General features: G+C 38.6%; 23 protein-coding genes. 1 reads left to right on the top strand and 22 read right to left on the bottom strand.

The features are described 5' to 3' along the window. Positions 1-33 precede the first annotated feature (33 nt). The gene (locus tag KD050_RS14610; protein ID WP_211893067.1) at positions 34-429 is read right to left on the bottom strand and encodes a single-stranded DNA-binding protein; all 396 of its coding nucleotides are present in this window, start codon (positions 427-429) and stop codon (positions 34-36) included. Between the two features lie 256 nt (positions 430-685). Here KD050_RS14610 and KD050_RS14605 point away from each other — a divergent pair, with 256 nt between their 5' ends. Then, positions 686-1,114, top strand: a complete 429-nt coding sequence (locus KD050_RS14605; protein WP_211893066.1) for a YwpF family protein — start codon at positions 686-688, stop codon at positions 1,112-1,114. Between the two features lie 260 nt (positions 1,115-1,374). Here the strand turns inward: KD050_RS14605 and KD050_RS14600 are convergent, their stop codons facing one another. From KD050_RS14600 to KD050_RS14500, 21 genes are all read right to left on the bottom strand, one after another. Beyond that, the gene (locus KD050_RS14600) at positions 1,375-1,752 is read right to left on the bottom strand and encodes a hypothetical protein (protein WP_211893065.1); all 378 of its coding nucleotides are present in this window, start codon (positions 1,750-1,752) and stop codon (positions 1,375-1,377) included. A gap of 89 nt (positions 1,753-1,841) precedes the next feature. Then, positions 1,842-2,231, bottom strand: coding sequence for a hypothetical protein (locus KD050_RS14595; RefSeq protein ID WP_211893064.1), 390 nt, complete (start codon positions 2,229-2,231; stop codon positions 1,842-1,844). 88 nt (positions 2,232-2,319) lie between these two features. Beyond that, positions 2,320-2,760 (bottom strand): 3-hydroxyacyl-ACP dehydratase FabZ, encoded by a 441-nt coding sequence (gene fabZ, locus KD050_RS14590; protein WP_211893063.1) that lies wholly within the window; start codon positions 2,758-2,760, stop codon positions 2,320-2,322. A gap of 19 nt (positions 2,761-2,779) precedes the next feature. Beyond that, positions 2,780-3,058, bottom strand: coding sequence for a DNA-directed RNA polymerase subunit beta (locus tag KD050_RS14585; RefSeq protein ID WP_211893062.1), 279 nt, complete (start codon positions 3,056-3,058; stop codon positions 2,780-2,782). 24 nt (positions 3,059-3,082) lie between these two features. Then, entirely contained in the window at positions 3,083-3,922 is an 840-nt protein-coding gene (locus tag KD050_RS14580; RefSeq protein WP_211893061.1) for a flagellar hook-basal body protein, read from the bottom strand. Positions 3,923-3,965: 43 nt separating this feature from the next. Then, positions 3,966-4,805, bottom strand: coding sequence for a flagellar hook-basal body protein (locus tag KD050_RS14575; protein WP_211893060.1), 840 nt, complete (start codon positions 4,803-4,805; stop codon positions 3,966-3,968). A gap of 75 nt (positions 4,806-4,880) precedes the next feature. Further along, positions 4,881-5,873 (bottom strand): rod shape-determining protein, encoded by a 993-nt coding sequence (locus tag KD050_RS14570; protein WP_211893059.1) that lies wholly within the window; start codon positions 5,871-5,873, stop codon positions 4,881-4,883. A 262-nt stretch (positions 5,874-6,135) separates the two neighbouring features. Beyond that, positions 6,136-6,408 carry a sporulation transcriptional regulator SpoIIID gene (locus tag KD050_RS14565; RefSeq protein WP_211893058.1) on the bottom strand — a complete coding sequence of 91 codons (273 nt, stop codon included), beginning with the start codon at positions 6,406-6,408 and terminating at the stop codon, positions 6,136-6,138. A gap of 68 nt (positions 6,409-6,476) precedes the next feature. After that, a complete protein-coding gene (locus KD050_RS14560) occupies positions 6,477-7,139 on the bottom strand; it encodes a M23 family metallopeptidase (protein ID WP_211893057.1) in 663 nt (220 codons plus the stop codon). Between the two features lie 31 nt (positions 7,140-7,170). Continuing rightward, a complete protein-coding gene (gene spoIID, locus KD050_RS14555; protein WP_235753821.1) occupies positions 7,171-8,070 on the bottom strand; it encodes a stage II sporulation protein D in 900 nt (299 codons plus the stop codon). Positions 8,071-8,334: 264 nt separating this feature from the next. Continuing rightward, the gene (gene murA / locus KD050_RS14550) at positions 8,335-9,630 is read right to left on the bottom strand and encodes a UDP-N-acetylglucosamine 1-carboxyvinyltransferase (protein WP_211893055.1); all 1,296 of its coding nucleotides are present in this window, start codon (positions 9,628-9,630) and stop codon (positions 8,335-8,337) included. A gap of 318 nt (positions 9,631-9,948) precedes the next feature. Further along, positions 9,949-10,185, bottom strand: a complete 237-nt coding sequence (locus KD050_RS14545) for a DUF1146 family protein (protein ID WP_211893054.1) — start codon at positions 10,183-10,185, stop codon at positions 9,949-9,951. A gap of 174 nt (positions 10,186-10,359) precedes the next feature. Then, positions 10,360-10,764, bottom strand: a complete 405-nt coding sequence (locus KD050_RS14540) for a F0F1 ATP synthase subunit epsilon (protein WP_211893053.1) — start codon at positions 10,762-10,764, stop codon at positions 10,360-10,362. A 24-nt stretch (positions 10,765-10,788) separates the two neighbouring features. Further along, positions 10,789-12,204 carry a F0F1 ATP synthase subunit beta gene (gene atpD / locus KD050_RS14535; RefSeq protein WP_211893052.1) on the bottom strand — a complete coding sequence of 472 codons (1,416 nt, stop codon included), beginning with the start codon at positions 12,202-12,204 and terminating at the stop codon, positions 10,789-10,791. Positions 12,205-12,238: 34 nt separating this feature from the next. After that, positions 12,239-13,099: a F0F1 ATP synthase subunit gamma gene (locus KD050_RS14530; protein WP_211893051.1), complete on the bottom strand. Its 861-nt coding sequence runs from the start codon at positions 13,097-13,099 to the stop codon at positions 12,239-12,241. A gap of 44 nt (positions 13,100-13,143) precedes the next feature. Continuing rightward, positions 13,144-14,652 (bottom strand): F0F1 ATP synthase subunit alpha, encoded by a 1,509-nt coding sequence (gene atpA / locus KD050_RS14525; RefSeq protein WP_211893050.1) that lies wholly within the window; start codon positions 14,650-14,652, stop codon positions 13,144-13,146. Positions 14,653-14,679: 27 nt separating this feature from the next. Continuing rightward, positions 14,680-15,216, bottom strand: coding sequence for a F0F1 ATP synthase subunit delta (locus KD050_RS14520; RefSeq protein WP_211893049.1), 537 nt, complete (start codon positions 15,214-15,216; stop codon positions 14,680-14,682). After that, positions 15,213-15,737 (bottom strand): F0F1 ATP synthase subunit B, encoded by a 525-nt coding sequence (gene atpF / locus KD050_RS14515; protein ID WP_211893048.1) that lies wholly within the window; start codon positions 15,735-15,737, stop codon positions 15,213-15,215. Before atpF ends, KD050_RS14520 begins: the two co-directional genes overlap by 4 nt. A 142-nt stretch (positions 15,738-15,879) precedes the next feature. Next, a complete protein-coding gene (atpE, locus tag KD050_RS14510) occupies positions 15,880-16,104 on the bottom strand; it encodes a F0F1 ATP synthase subunit C (protein ID WP_053590520.1) in 225 nt (74 codons plus the stop codon). Positions 16,105-16,166: 62 nt separating this feature from the next. Then, positions 16,167-16,880, bottom strand: a complete 714-nt coding sequence (atpB, locus tag KD050_RS14505) for a F0F1 ATP synthase subunit A (RefSeq protein ID WP_211893047.1) — start codon at positions 16,878-16,880, stop codon at positions 16,167-16,169. A 26-nt stretch (positions 16,881-16,906) separates the two neighbouring features. Then, a complete protein-coding gene (locus KD050_RS14500) occupies positions 16,907-17,281 on the bottom strand; it encodes an ATP synthase subunit I (RefSeq protein WP_211893046.1) in 375 nt (124 codons plus the stop codon). Positions 17,282-17,658: the final 377 nt, after the last annotated feature.

The raw sequence follows: 17,658 nt of genomic DNA, 5'->3' as shown, positions 1-17,658 counted from the left end.
AATCATTGAATAGGATTGCGGCCTTATCAATCATTAAACTGGTAGTTGGTTTGGTGGTGTTACTGGAAATTCAAAATCACTCTCATTATTCTTATTTTGTTGTTGGACCTGTTCCTCGTCTCGTTTCTTTGTTGCTAAAAATCGGATGTCCTCCACAACTATTTCTGTAACGAAAACCCTAGCTCCCTCTTCCTTCTCATACGACCTTGTATTAAGTCTACCTGTTATCCCGACAAGAGACCCTTTACCACAATACTTGACGGTCGTTTCAGCGAGCTTCCCCCAAATTGTACATAACACAAAGTCTGCTTCATCATTTTTATAGCTTTTATTCACCGCGACTACGAAATTCGTTTGCATCCTCCCTTCTGACAAATGCTTTAATTGTGGTGATTTCGTCATACGTCCGATTATCGAAACAGTGTTCAATTTGTCACCTCCTTTACTAGCATTAGCCCAATCATACTGACAGAATAAATTGTTGGCAAAAGCTTACAATTTAGTTTACAAGCATTTTTCAAGACCAAAATTTAATTCCTTAAACCGACTTTCTTTAAACACTTGCTATATCAACTTTCTAATCTTTCAATAATGGTATTTTGGTAGTTTGTACAATTATTTTTTCCGCTGAATTACCTATGTTATAATGGAAACTAATTAATGCTTTTCCAAAGGGGATTTGTGCATGAAAACATTTAAAATGATTTCAGTGAGTATTATTTCGGACCATGAAGAAGTGCCAATAACAATTGAGGATGGCATTGTGATCAACCAGGAAAATTCTAGCCGTTCTTGGATATTAGAACTATTTACAGATCAAAAATACGAAAATTATTTTAATGAATTAAAAATGTCTAATGAAGTATATGATGTGAAAGTGATTATTTCTTATCCAGAAAACGAACCCGCTCATTTTGAAGTGGTGACCTATTCTGTTAAACAAATCGGCAATCATCTTTCCGTGTTACTTAGAGGTACATTGAAACGAGTAAGAAGAAAATATGCAGAGTCTCTGCTAGCGCAACTAATCGAAGATGGCTTAACAGGCGAGGATTTACTTTCTAAATTTGAAAATGATATGAAAACTCGACCTACCTTGAGGAAGAATCAATAGTTCGTGGCCTTGTACTATTTTTTGCTAATAAAATTTTAATGCACTTCATGCTATTGTTACGGAGATCCCTGTGAATTCTGCGGGGATTTTTTGTTGGAGAAAATGTTTGCCAGGATAAGCTCCATAGGCAGTCGAATACAATTTACTTGCTTTGCTCCATCAATTATTTAGGGATGTCTGGCGAATAGATAGTATCTATAATAGGAAAAAGATGCTGACCCTAAGCTTTTAGGAATCAGCATCTTCTTTTTACTCACAAATTATTTCATATTATTGTCTTTATCATTTATCAATTCATCATCATCATTTTCGAGCTCTGTGCTTGGTTCTTTGATCCATTTATCGTCGTTTGGTACAGTGCCATTAGTATTATCGTTGATACCTGGCTGGCCGTCCATTGTGCCATTATTAGTTGTTCCGTTATTGTTGGTTCCATCGTCGATAGTTCCATCGTTTAATGTTCCATTCCCATTGTCATTCATCCCGTTGTCTGTGTTCGGCGATAGAGTATTTACATCATCTCGCACATCCTCCATAGGGGTTTCATTGGTTTCAGGGACAACATCATCGTTTGCATTGTTACACCCAACTAATAAAAAAGAGCATAAAGCAACAGTAGGAACGACTTTTTTCCACATAAAAAAATTCCTCCTTTCTTAGATATCGTCATCACTTATTTGTGACTTACGATAGGTTATCCAAGAAAAAAGGAACTATCCTATGGCATTTATGCCTGTTTTTGCATTTCCTTTAGAAGCGATTCAACGTATAATGCTTCTGCTTTGCAGCCATATTTATAATGGGTATCTAATTGATCTTGCATAATCTCAATGGAAGCAATTAAATCCTCATTAACTGGCTCTGATAAAATTTTCTCGATAGAAGCATTTATTTTTAGTGCTATTTCTTCATGGAACTCTGGACTCTCTTTTACCTCTTGAGGTACTTTCTCAAACCAAGTGGCAGATTCAAAAATATACAACTGCCAACTTTTAACAAAGTCTTCAATATTAAAAAGTTCTTCATCCCAACTGATATTCGTCATATATATTTCAAATGCCTTAGTTATTGATCTAGTAATACTACTTTTAATCCCTGATGACAACTCATTATACATGAAGCATAAAACCTCCTACATTATTACAACGCATAAGTATTTCTAAATAATCCAACTTATTTTATATGATATAACACCATTTTGCAAATTATTGTTGCTCCACAACAGGTCCAAGTGCAAATAATATATCTGCCTCACACACCAATTCTCCATCTACTGTTGCGATTCCGTGACCTTTTCCCATAGTTCCACGAAGTTTTGTCAATTCAACCTCTAGTTTTAATTGGTCTCCCGGCTTCACTTGTCGTTTAAATCGGCAATTATCAATCCCAGTAAAGAATGCGAGTCTTCCTTTATTCTCAGGAATTTGAAGGACAGCGACTGCCCCTATCTGAGCAAGAGCCTCTACTATTAGTACTCCGGGCATTACTGGATATCCTGGGAAATGACCATTGAAGAACTCTTCGTTAATCGTTACATTTTTTAATCCTACCGCACGCTTTCCTTCTTCAACTTCTAGAATTTTATCTATCATAAGAAATGGATAACGGTGAGGTAAAATTGCTTGAACTTGCTCTGTTGTTAACATAGAATCATCCTCCAAAAGATTATTTTCCATCTTTAATATCAATCATATGCTGGTATGTATCCCATTTTAATGCGTCCTTTGGTTCACCATCACCTAGTACGCCATAGCCAACCATTAGACCTGCCATTGCTGCTCCAGCAAAGAATAGAATAACGAGTAGGATACGCAACCAAATAGGAAACATGCGGATTTGAACCCATTTGGTTGTTCCAGTCGTTGTTGCTTGTTCATGGGCCTTTTCTTGTTCTTTTTCTAATCTTCGCTGTTGTCTAGCAGAAATTTTACTTTCTTCTGTCATAAACACAACTCCTTACACGAATAATTATCTAATGCCATTAATAAGTCCCAGCATTTGGTCCGCAATTGTAATGGAACGGGCATTGAACTGATAAGAACGTTGCGCTGTCATAAGATCCGTCATCTCTTTTGATGTATCCACATTAGACAACTCTAACATACCATTTGCCATAGCTATTTCGCCACGATCTGCACCTTGTAGATCTGTCATAATATCTTCTGCATTTAAACCTAATTCTTGTAGGTTTTTCGGCATAGCAATATATGTTGCAGATAAATGCTCCATCGCATTCGGCTTTTGTAACACAGAAACTGCTAATTCACGTTGCTGTGTAGTACCGTCTGGATATGTTGCCGTTAGAATTCCTGTTTCATTTACAGTGAAAGCCGTAACGCCATCAGGAATAGTAATTGCTTGACCACCTGAATTGGCTACTGGATAACCATCACCGTTCACTAACATAAGCTCTCCATTTTCCATTGGCGAAACATAAAAGGCACCTTGACGGGTATAAGCTGTCTGTTGCCCGTCCACACCATCAGGCATAAGCACATTAAAATATTGCTTTGGCTCTTGAAAAGCGAAATCTAAATCGCGGTCTGTAGATTGGAGGCTTCCTTGCTTCCAGTTCATTTGCGTCTGCGCAAGTGCTGCACCAACACCATAGCGGATTCCTGTAGGTGAATCTCGTTCTACTCTATCTAATTTATCATTATTGTATTGTTGATATAATAATTCTTGGAATTTTGCATCCTTCGCTTTATAGCCATGAGTACCTGTATTTGAAAGATTATTCCCGATAATATCTATTTGGCTTTGTAGTTGCGACATTGTATTTGTCGCTGTAATCATCGTGCGTAGCATTTAAGCCTACCTCTTTTCATGGTTAAAGATTGTGATAGCTTTATCAATTCACACGGCCCACTTCGTTAACAGCTTTGTCCATACTTCTATCGTATGCTTGCAGTATTTTTTGGTTTGCTTCAAATGCACGATACGCAGTTAACATATCTGTCATTGTTCTGGCAGTGTCTACATTTGAACCTTCAATATATCCTTGTTGCATCGAAAAAGTAACATTATCTCTATCATATGCAGATGGAAGGTCAACACCGTCCACTGTTTGGAATAAACCGTTATCTTGCTTTATAAGCGTATTAGGCTGCGCAGAAAAGGATACACCAATTCGGGCTACTGCAGCATTGTCTACAAGGATCTGACCACTTGAATCCACTTGAAAATCATCATTTTGAAGCTGAATCGGTTGCCCTTCTGAATCCAGTACATACAGACCTTGGGGATTAGTTAAGTATCCTGCTCCATCTAGCGTGAAATTCGCATTTCGAGTGTATGCTTCCCCTTCAGTTGGATGCTGTAAACGATAAAATACTGCTCCTGTTTGACCTGTCTCTTCATCCACTGGTAGTGAACCATCGATTAATGCTATATCTGTGTTTAAATCTGTTTGCAGTAGTTGTCCTTGAGTCATTAAAGCCATTGTTTCTTGCATGTACACACCCGTACTAATTGCACCAACTTCGGATGCATATTTTCCGCTAATCGGATCCTTTGTAGGGATTTGAGTAGGTCCAAGTCTGGACATAAGCATATCTGGAAACGAGCGTATCGTCGATTGATCTGCTTTGAATCCTGGTGTGTTTGCATTGGCCATATTATTTGTTAATAGTTCTGTTCTACGCTGTTGTGCAATCATGCCTGATGCAACTGTAGTAAATCCGCGAAACATAAGAAAGCCTCCACTCTGTTTAATGCAAACTTAGTATACGGGCATTATATTCTTGTGCTCGCAAATAAATCGCATTTATCTTCTTGATATTTTGTCAATATTATCTAACATAATCCCCGTTCCTATTGCAACACAATCCATTGGGTTTTCAGCTATGAATACCGGTACTTTTAACTCCTCCATCAACAAATGGTCCATACCGTGTAAAAGTGCTCCACCTCCTGTTATGATAACTCCGCGATCAATAATATCTGCAGATAGCTCAGGTGGTGTCTTTTCTAGTACATTTTTTGCAGCTTGTACAATACCCGTAACCGATTCTTTCAAGGCTTTTTCTATTTCTTCAGATCTAATTGTTATTGTTCTAGGAAGTCCTGTGACCATATCACGTCCACGAATGTCCATCTCTTCGTGACGACTATCTGGAAAAACGGTTCCTATTGAAATTTTAATATTTTCAGCAGTACGTTCCCCTATTAGAAGCTTGTACTCTTTTTTTATATATTGAAGGATGTCATTGTCAAAAACATCTCCCGCAATTTTAATCGATTCACTCGTTACGATATCCCCCATGGAAAGTACTGCAACATCTGTTGTACCTCCACCAATATCAACAACCATGTTACCACTCGGTTGGAAAATATCCATTCCTGCACCGATTGCGGCAACTTTTGGCTCCTCTTCCAAATAGACTTTCTTCCCGCCAGACTTCTCAGCTGCTTCGCGTATTGCCTTCTGTTCTACACTCGTAATATTTGTAGGACAGCAGATTAAAATGCGCGGCTTGGATAAAAATCCTTTTACATTTAATTTATTGATAAAATGCTTTAACATTGCTTCCGTCACGTCAAAATCAGCAATCACACCATCTTTAAGCGGTCGAATTGCTGTTATATTCCCTGGAGTTCTCCCGACCATTTGTCTTGCTTCTTCTCCAACTGCAAGTACCTTTTTTGTATTTCTATCTATGGCAACGACTGAGGGTTCGTTTAAAACAATCCCTTTTCCTTTTACGTGTATTAATACATTTGCTGTACCTAAATCAATTCCAATATCCTTTGCAAACATTACTAATGTTTCTCCTTCCCAGCTAAAACCTTTATGTATATTAATCGATACGTCTCTAACTTTAAATTTTATCATAGTTTTACTAGAAATACACTTTATTTAACAATAAAATATGTGAAAAAATGGAATGAAATTAAGGTCTAAACTACTACTAGTCGTGCGACTAAGTATTGATTTGGAGAGTATATAGGTATTCGAGCCAATTGCGACGGATACGAGACTATGCATTTACAGACAAATAAGAAAAAGCCGTGATCACTTACTAATCACGACCTCTTCTATCTTCTTTTTTCGTTTTCCACTTTCTTTTCGTCGCTTCTCCACCTCGTAAATGCCTGACCGATTTATGATACGCTAAAATTTCTTTTACTTCTTTTGCCAGTTGCGGATCTACTAAGTGGAGTCTTTCCGTCAAATCCTTATGCACAGTGCTTTTGGAATGACCGGTTGTGCTTGCGATAGCACGGACAGTTTTTTTGGTCTCAATGACCATTTCACCTAAACGTATGCATCTATGACGAATCGTTTCGTGCACTAACTCTTCCTTTCGTTAGTAAAGGAACACTTTCCATCAATTTATGCATACGTCTTAGCTATTATGAATTAAAAAGCTAGTAAGGTCTCTGGATTTACTAAAACGCCATCTTGCAGTACTTCAAAATGTAGATGGACACCAGCAGTTGGGTTCCATTCATTTTCAGCTGCCGTTGCAAGAGAGTCTCCTTGTTCTACAACGTCTCCAGCTTTTACTAGAATACCAGTGACAGAGCGATATTTGGTTACCATACCATTTGCATGTGACAAGACGATTTCATCTCCAACAAATGGATCTAAATTGACTTCCTCTACTTTTCCACTCATTGCTGCAACTACTTCAAATGGCTCACTATTTATAGATAGAGATACACCTGTATTCATCACATAACTATGATCGAATACGAGTATCGACTTTTCACGAGTCGACTCATCTGCTTCCATATCGTAATAGTGCTGTACGATTTCAACGCTATCATGCAGAGCCTCTTTAAAAGGGTATTTCATCGATTCTGCTTGGGCATTTGTTTCAATCGATACTGAATCGGGGTCTTTACTTGCATCTGTCCATTCTGAATCCTTTGCTGAATCATCACTGACATAAACATTGTAGCCCCAAATCATTCCTACAAAAGCTACCGAAAAACCTGCATAAATTAGTGGCCAAAACCACGGCTTTTTCGGGTTATTATTCTTCTTCTGAGAAGTATTGTTCTTTTGTTCTTCTCTCATTTTCATCACCTCTATTTGCATTGTTTGCAAATCAAGGAGATTTTAAACATGGTGAAAATTTTTTTATTTCTGTACCTTTATAGTAGTGAAGTAAAATATCGACTGCCAATACGGAATCATTGGCAAGTACCTCCGCGCCGTACTGACTCATCCCTACCCCGTGACCATATCCAACCGTATCAACTACTACTTTATCAGATTGAAACGTTATGGTGAAATCAGTAGATGGTAGACCTAAAAGTGTTCGAACTTCACGGCCTGTCCACGACTTTCCATCCATTTGGATTGATTCCACTCGGTTCGTATCAGTCTTTCGTACTTTGAAGGTTTTAGGTATGTTAGAATTCCATTTCATATTAAAGGCTTTCGACCATTCTCCATGTGTAAATTCAAACTGCTTTGTCCTATTTGGAGCATATATTTCCTCTGATTTACTTGGTACAGATACTAAGTAAGGAATCACATTTCCGCTATAATTTTCAGCACTTTCCGTTTGACCGTTGCTGGAAGAAAAGAACATCGCTGTGATTAGTTGATCTTTATAGACGATAATTTCTCCCTCTGTCGCAGCGATAACCTTCTTTAGCTTGTCCTCATATTGTTGGAAGGAGGCCCCCCACTTTTTCTTTCGATCTGATTCACTAGCATAGACCTGTTTCAATACTGTTGGATCGATTGTTTTTTGTCCATAATTCGTATCTCTTAGCACATATGTCCTTGCCGCTATAGATTGAGCCTTTAATGCCTCTTCATGAAAAGTTACCGGCATTTCAGCAGCCACAACTCCAAGTACATAACTTTCTAGAGGAATTTTCTCCTTAACCCCTTTCACTTCGATTAGTATTGGACAAGCAATTTCGAGTTCTGATGTTGGCGATGGTACTGTTTCTTCTTTTGGTTTCTCTTTTATTAATAAAAAGGGCAAAAACAAGAGGGCTACGCATAAGATTATAAAGAGTATGTTTTGTTTCATAGAATTACTATATGCTCGTATGGAGAGACTAATGATTCTATTAAATATCAAACTACTAATTGAATTTTGATCAATAACAAGCATCCTTCAATGGTGATTTGAGGTTATACGATAGCAAATCTATCCTATGAGAGAGAGTACTTGTGTTATATGAGAGCACCCCAATAACATACACGAAAAAGCACTACACATGTATACATGCGTAGTGCTTTACATATAGTGTTATATCAATTGCATTTTTTTCTCAGCTGATTCGCTACCAATACGTTCGATGTCTGCGCCCAATGCTGCCAATTTTTTGTCAAAATCGACATATCCTCTATCAAGGTGGTAGAGCTCCGTAACACGAGTGATTCCTTCAGCGACTAATCCTGCAATAATAAGTGCTGCTGCCGCTCTAAGGTCGGTTGCTGCAACTTCTGCACCTTGTAGGTCAGATGGAGACTCCATAATGACAGAACGTCCTTCGATTTTCATGTTACCATTCATTCTGCGGAATTCTTCCACGTGCATGAAGCGATTTTCGAATACTGTTTCTGTTATAATGCCAGTTCCATGAGCAGTCATCATTAACGCCATCATTTGAGATTGCATATCTGTTGGGAAACCTGGGTGTGGCATCGTTTTGATGTCAACTGATTTTAAATTTCCTTCAGAGCGTACACGAAGACCATGTTCCTCTTCGGTAATTTCAATGCCCATTTCTTGCATTTTAGATATAAGTGCTGTCATATGTTCAGGTACTGCATTTTCAATGAGCACATTACCCTTTGTTATTGCAGCAGCGACCATGAATGTTCCCGCTTCGATACGATCTGGTATGATATGGTGTTCTGTGCCGTGTAGTTCCTGCACACCTTCAATGCGAATAGTGTCGGTTCCTGCACCTTTTACCAATCCACCCATTTCGTTGATAAAGTTAGCTAAATCGACAATTTCCGGTTCTTTAGCAGCATTTTCGATAATTGTTGTACCTTCCGCTAATGCCGCAGCAGTCATAATATTTTCCGTTGCACCTACGCTAGGAACATCCAAATAAATTTTGGCACCTTTTAGACGTCCATTTGTAGTTGCTTCAACAAATCCATGTCCAAATGATATTACTGCACCCATTGCTTCGAAACCTTTTAAATGTTGATCAATCGGACGTGAGCCTATTGCACAACCGCCAGGAAGTGCTACACGAGCAAACCCATTTCTCGCTAAAATTGGACCCATTACAAGTATAGATGCGCGCATTTTACGCACATACTCAAATTGGGCTTCACTAGATAGTTTCTTTTGCGAATCAATGATTACTTCATTCTTTTCCGGGTTATAACTAACTTCTGTATTTAAACTTTTCAATACTTCATTTATTGTCAAAACATCTGCAAGTGTCGGTACATCCTTAATAACGTTTTTGCCTTTAGTAGCAAGTAGAGCTGCAGCTAATACTGGTAGTACTGCATTTTTTGCACCTTCTACTCGTACTTTCCCGTTTAACGTTTGGCCACCTTTAACAACGATTTTGTCCACTACTTTCCCTCCGCGTTCATTATCCATTTGCTTTATATAAAAGAATACGTATGATGTCAATTTTAGGTATTCAAAACAATATTCATCATACAATGTAATTCGACTACATACAAGCATCTAAAACACTATTTTTGACCTTTTCCTTTATTTTTCTTGTTCTATTATACGTATTACCCAGCCTTTTCGTGTAGATAATTTTAAAATACCCATAGCACAAACGGGTAAACCTAATTCACAAAAAATTTCCCAGGAAATATGTGAAGATTCTACATGCTCATACAAACTTTCCCATAATTTGCATGAGCATATAGGATCTTTTTATTCGAATAAAAATGGAAGCTGGTTTGACCAACTTGTTAAATTCAAGAAAAAATTTGCGACGATAGAGCCAATCGCTATACTAGTTAAAATATAAAATAGTTGTGCTTGAAATACACGATTTTTCTTTATTATCTTATCCATCATTAATGCCTGTAACGCATAGAAAGATATTCCAATAAAAAAGATATTTGCTAGTATAGCAATTACTGCTTGTTCACTACTTAATAATCCCATTTATAGTCCTCCTATTTTAGGCAATAGTAAAAAAGCAGACAGAATTAAATTATTCTGCCCGCTACATTTAAATCAAATTCACCTAGGCATTTAGCTTAGAAATATGTAGGGAGGCTAACCTATGTTTTGTGTACTCTCATAGGCTAACTGCCCATCCCACATAAAGAAATAAGCTTAAATATTACCCTCATAAACGTTGATACGATTCATCGCACGTTTCATTGCAAGTTCTGCACGATTGAAATCAACCGAGTCTTGCTTGCTTTGAAGACGCTCTTCTGCACGTTTCATCGCCTCTTTTGCACGAGCTATATCGATATTTGAAGCAACTTCAGCAGATGTTGCTAGAATCGATACCTTCTCAGGTCGAACTTCTACAAATCCACTGCTAACTGCTACGTACTCTGTTTTTGCCTCTTTTTTCAATTTTATTGCACCTGCTACTAGTGGTGCAACCATTGGAATATGGCCAGGTAAAATACCGATTTCACCAGATGCTGTTTTAGCGATAATCATGTCTACTTCAGAATCGTATACCGGGCCGTCGGGAGTGACAATATTGACTGTAAGTGTCTTCATATTTTTACCTCCTGGTCCGTTTTATTATACTTCTACGCCCATGCTTTTCGCTTTTTCTACAACTTCTTCAATGCGTCCAACTAAACGGAATGCATCTTCTGGTAAATGGTCATATTTTCCTTCAAGAATCTGTTTGAATCCTTCAACAGTTTCTTTAACGGGTACGTATGAACCTTTTTGACCTGTAAATTGTTCTGCAACATGGAAGTTTTGAGATAGGTAGAACTGAATACGACGAGCACGGTTAACTACTAGCTTGTCTTCATCACCTAATTCATCCATACCTAAGATTGCGATAATATCTTGAAGCTCTCTGTAGCGTTGTAATGTATATTGCACTTGACGTGCTACATCATAATGCTCTGGACCTACGATTTCTGGAGAAAGCGCACGTGAAGAAGAAGCTAAAGGATCAACCGCTGGGTAAATACCCATCTCAGATAATTTACGTTCTAAGTTTGTAGTCGCATCTAAGTGAGCGAAAGTTGTTGCTGGAGCTGGATCCGTATAGTCATCGGCTGGTACATAAATCGCTTGGATAGATGTAACTGATCCAGTGTTTGTTGACGTGATACGCTCTTGTAATTGACCCATTTCAGTTGCAAGTGTTGGTTGGTAACCAGCTGCTGAAGGCATACGACCTAATAGTGCTGAAACCTCAGAACCTGCTTGAGTGAAACGGAAGATATTATCGATGAATAGAAGTACGTCTGCACCTTGTTCATCACGGAAATATTCTGCCATTGTAAGACCAGTTAAAGCAACACGCATACGTGCGCCAGGTGGCTCATTCATTTGACCGAATACCATTGCTGTTTTCTTAATAACGCCTGAATCGCTCATCTCATGGAATAAGTCATTTCCTTCACGCGTACGCTCACCAACACCTGCGAATACCGAAATACCGCCATGCTCTTGAGCAATGTTATTGATAAGTTCTTGGATAAGAACTGTTTTCCCTACTCCGGCACCACCGAATAGACCGATTTTACCACCTTTAATATAAGGAGCTAGTAGATCTACTACTTTGATACCTGTTTCAAGAATTTCAACTTCTGTTGAAAGGTTTTCAAATGTTGGAGCTTGACGGTGGATTGGATCACGACGATCTTCCACTGAAATTTCTTCTCCTAAGTCAATAACCTCACCAAGTACGTTGAATACACGTCCTAATGTTACATTACCAACTGGAACAGAAATTGCTGAGCCAGCATCAAATACCTCTGTACCACGCTTAAGGCCGTCCGTAGATGACATTGCAATAGTACGAACAGAGTCATCTCCTAAGTGTAGCGCTACTTCTAAAGTTAAAGTTGTAGGCGCTTCGTTTGGACGTTCAATCGCTACAGTCAGTGCATTATAGATAGCTGGTAAATGGCCGTTGTCAAACTTAACGTCAACAACTGGACCCATTACTTGTAGTACTTGTCCTTTGTTCACTACTGTTCCCTCCTGTCTTACTTTCTATCTTAAACTATTCTAAAGCCGATGCTCCGCCGACGATTTCCGTAATTTCTTGCGTAATCGCTGCTTGACGTGCTCGGTTGTATACTAATGTTAAATTGCTGATCATATCAGCTGCATTGTCTGTCGCGGATTTCATCGCAGACATACGAGAAGCATGCTCACTGGCTTTACCATCGAGTAATGCACCGAAAATCAGGCTTTCCGCGTATTGTGGAAGTAATACTTCTAGAATTGCTTCAGGTGAAGGCTCAAATTCATAAGAAGCAGTTGTGCCTGTTTCTACTGCAATATCCGTAAGTGGCAGTACCTTTTTCTCTGTTACTTCACTAGAGATGGCACTGACAAAGTGGTTATAGTACATATAAAGTTCATCATATGTACCATCCGTGAACATACCAACAGCTTTGCGAGCAACTTCTTTGATATCAGCAAAAGCAGGCTGGTCTGGTAAGCCGACTACTTCCCCAATTACGTTTGAACCACGTTTTAGGAAGAAATCACGTCCCATACGACCAATTGCAAAGATTACATACTCTTCTTTTGAAGAATGTCTTTCCGCTATTGCATTTGCTACAGCACGAATAACATTACTGTTATATGCTCCAGCTAATCCACGATCAGCAGTTATGACAAGATATGCAGTCTTTTTAACAGGACGGGAAGTTAACATTGGATGTCCACTATCACTAGTACCTGTTGCAATTGCACCAACTACTTCTTGTATTTTCGACATGTAGGGAACGTATGCTTTCGCATTTTCCTCCGCACGGTTCAATTTAGAAGCAGAAACCATTTGCATAGCTTTTGTAATCTGACTTGTTTTCTTTGTTGACGTAATTTTACTTTTAATGTCGCGTAATGATGCCACTGGTATTTCACCACCTTTTTGTTTTTTTCACTTAGACAAAGAAATTATTCAGATTTAGCGAAAGTTTTTTTGAATGCAGAAATTGCATTGCTCATATCTTCATCTGATGGAAGGTCTTTTGTCGTGCGAATATGATCTAAAACGTTTGTGTGGTTTGAATCTAACCAAGTTCCAAGTTCCGCTTCAAAACGAGTAATATCTTTTACTGGAATATCATCTAAATGGCCACGTGTTAGAGCATATAAAATCATTACTTGTTTTTCCACTTTGATCGGGCTATTCAAGTCTTGTTTTAATACTTCTACTGTACGTACACCACGGTTAAGTTTTGCTTGTGTTGCAGCGTCAAGATCTGATCCAAATTGAGAGAATGCTTCTAGTTCACGGAATGCTGCTAAGTCAAGACGTAGAGTACCCGCAACTTTTTTCATTGCCTTAATTTGTGCTGATCCACCTACACGAGATACAGATAATCCGGCATTGATCGCTGGACGTACACCCGAGAAGAATAAATCAGATTGTAAGAAGATTTGACCATCTGTAATAGAGATTACGTTTGTTGGAATATAAGCAGAGATATCTCCAGCTTGTGTTTCAACGAATGGTAATGCAGTGATTGACCCTGCACCAAGTGTTTCATTTAACTTCGCAGCACGCTCTAAAAGGCGGCTGTGTAAGTAGAATACATCCCCTGGATAAGCTTCACGGCCTGGAGGACGACGAAGAAGTAATGAAAGTTCACGGTATGCAGCAGCTTGTTTAGATAAATCATCATAAACGATCAGTACATGCTTACCATCGAACATAAATTCTTCTGCCATTGTTACACCAGCATAAGGAGCTAAGTATAATAATGGAGCAGGTTGTGATGCAGAAGCAGTTACAACGATTGTGTAATCTAAAGCACCATTTTTACGTAGTGTTTCTACTACGTTACGTACTGTCGATTCCTTTTGTCCAATTGCAACATAGATACAAATCATATCTTGGTCTGCTTGGTTAAGGATTGCATCGATTGCAACAGATGTTTTACCTGTTTGACGGTCACCGATGATTAACTCACGTTGACCACGTCCGATTGGTACAAGTGCATCAATCGCTTTAATACCTGTTTGAAGTGGCTCATGTACTGATTTACGTGCCATAACTCCTTGTGCAGGACTTTCAATTGGACGAGATTTTGTAGTTGCGATAGGACCTTGTCCGTCAACTGGTTGGCCAAGTGGATTGACAACGCGGCCAATCAATTCTTTACCAACTGGAACTTCCATAATACGGCCTGTTCGACGTACTTCATCGCCTTCTTTGATGTCAGTGTATGGTCCAAGGATAACGATACCAACGTTGTTGGCTTCCAAGTTTTGTGCCATACCTAAAACACCAGTTGAGAATTCTAAAAGCTCTCCAGCCATGACATTGTCGAGGCCATGAGCACGCGCGATACCGTCACCAATCGTGATAACCGTACCAACGTCGCTAACTTTCATCTCAGATTCGTAATTCTCAATCTGCTGCTTAATCAAGACACTGATTTCTTCAGCTTTGATGCTCATGTATGTCACCTCTCATAATTCATAATATTAACCGATCAAGTTACGTTTTAAGCGATCTAATTTTGTGCTTAGAGTGCTATCGTAAATGCGGTTTCCGATTTGAACACGTATTCCACCTATAATAGATGGATCCACGATGTTTTGAATATTTAAAGCTTGTTTACCTACGTTTTTAGCAAATGCAGACGATACGTTTGCACGTTCATCTTCTGTAAGTGCACGTGTAGTATATACTTTCGCTTCAGCAACACCTTGTGCTTCATTCGAAAGGATCATAAATTCAGAAATAATGTCGGATACTTCTGCTAATCTCTTCTTATCAATAAGCACTAGAAGTGTATTGATAACAATTGGGTTCGCATTTGCAAAGATTTGACGTATTAACTCTTTTTTCTTGTCTAGAGATAACTTCGGAGAAGTGAATAAAGTTTTCACATCTTTGTTACCATTCCAAACAACTTTAAGTTCACGTAAATCATTTTCGACTGCTTGTACTTCATTTTTTTTTGTTGCCAATTCGAACAAAGAGATTGCATAACGCTTAGCTACAGTTGAATTACTCACTTAACCTCGCCTGCCTTCGCAATCGTTGCCTCGATTAGCGCACGATTATCTTCTTCCGAAACTTCTTTTCCAAGAACTTTCGACGCTGCAAGTACTGAAAGTGAAACGACTTCTTCTCGTACCGCTGCAATCGCTCTTTCTTTTTCTGTATCAATTTCACGGATAGCAGATTCTTTCAAACGGATAGCTTCAGAACGAGCAGTTGTGATAATTTCCTCACGAGATGCATCGCCTTGCTTTTTCGCATTTTCTACAATCGCTAAAGCTTCCGTACGTGCTTCTTTAAGTAAGTCACGTTGTTCTTCAAGTAAACGCTGTGATTCTTGGCGACTATTTTCAGCTGCTGCGATTTCACTTGCGATTAACTCTTCACGTTGGATCATAATCCCCATAAGTGGACCCCAAGCTACTTTCTTCAATAGAACCATAAGTAAGATGAAGAAGAATAATGTAGCTAAAATATCCAAAGTATTCAACCCATCATGGCCACTAGCACCAAGTACAAGGTAATCAAAAGACACGATTGTTTCACTCCTTTCAAACGCTAATAAGAGATCTTGCTTCTATTATTTAATAGTGATCATTGTTTTCTAGTTCATATGTTGTGTTATTCATAAAGAGAATGGCGGATTAAGACCCGCCATTTAGACTTAAATGTACTTATTATTTGTTTAAAACGATGAAAGCGATAACTGCTGCGATAATTGGAATCGCCTCAACTAATGCTACCCCGATGAACATAACTGTTTGTAAAGCTCCACGTGCTTCTGGTTGACGAGCGATACCTTCTACTGTTTTTGAAACGATTAAACCATTACCAATACCTGCACCAAGTGCGCCTAAACCGATTGCTATAGCTGCTGCTAAAAGACCAACTGAACCTACCATTGTGTAATTTCCTCCTTGGAATGTTGTTTTATTTTTTTCTGCTTAAGAATCTAAACAGTATATTAATGGTCTGTCGACACTTTGTGCGACATATAAACCATTGTTAACATAACGAAAATGAATGCTTGTATTCCGCCGATAAATAGCGAGAAACCTTGCCAAGCCATTGCTGGAATGATTGCTCCAACAAAGCCAAATGCTGAGGATGTTGCTAAACCTGCTATTAGTCCTAAAAGAACCTCACCTGCATAGATATTACCGTAAAGACGAAGACCGAGTGTCAACGTATTTGCGAATTCCTCGATAATTTTTAATGGGAATAAAAACGGCATTGGCTTTAAGTAGGTATCTACTGCATAGCCCTTCATACCTTTCATCTTTATCCCGTAATAATGCGTTAAAATGATAACCATAACTGCAAGTGTCATGGTAATTGTTGGATCTGCAGTTGGGGATTTCCACCAAAGAACTCCATCGTATGAAATCGAGAATGGAAGACCTAATACGTTCGCTACCGCGATAAACATAAGAAACGTTATTCCAAGAACATGGAATCGTCCTCCTGTTTGCCAGTCAAAGTTACTTTTAATGATCCCTTTGACGAAGTCCATAATCCACTCCATGAAGTTTTGCATACCAGTTGGCTTCATCTTTAAGTTTCTAGTTGATATAAGGGCGATCAAAAAAACTATTAGTGTAGTCACTGCTAACATCAAAATATTGGACCAGTTCCCTGTCATGCCTAGAAATTCAAATGTGGGATTTGAATGTTCCACGATTAATTCACCTCTCTTTCACATTCTCATTGCTGATTTTTTACATGAAACATAATACGTTCTACAACAAGTAAAACATAGGGAATCATTAATCCGATAACTGTACTGATAAGATGAATATACTCTGGAAGGGCAAGTGCAATTGCAACGGCTGCAACACCCGATGCAAATCGAAATGTTGTACCTAAACCTGCTCGTCCTTTTCCACTCTCAAGTACACGATCAAATTTCTCCATTCTACGGACTAGAATCCAGAAATTATACAGACCAAATAAAGAACCAAGTGCCAAGCCTGCAAAAATTGTCGGATAAGGCGTAAAACCCCAACCTAGTGCACATGCTGCGAGCAAAAAATATATGTACTTTTTTTGCCTCGTAAATATACGTTGCATTTCTAGCATTGATCGTTAATCTCCTGAATCATATTTTCGAATGGTAGTAATTGCTACCCGCATGTTACGTTGGAGTCAACATGTAGGCATATCACTGGTAATACTGGAGTGGTTCTAATATTACATCCATTCACATCCCTATGAATGAAGTTGAACCGGTAAGCTGTGAGAGAATCGCAGAATAAAATGCTTTCCCTTTAATAGGACGTCTATAATGACGTAAAAAGAATCCTCACATTTTTTCCTTATTAAGTAAAAACTGTGAATCTAGTAGAAAGTTAATCTGACAAGTGTTTCAAGCATGAAACCCCTATCATGATTATCCTTTGTAAGCATACAATAGGGGCAAAATGATGTCAATTGCTTATAGCGAAAAACTTAGGAAA

This window comes from Psychrobacillus sp. INOP01, from assembly GCF_018140925.1.
Taxonomy (GTDB): domain Bacteria; phylum Bacillota; class Bacilli; order Bacillales_A; family Planococcaceae; genus Psychrobacillus.
Note: the sequence above shows the minus strand (reverse complement) of the source record. Positions and strands in the feature narration are given on the sequence as shown.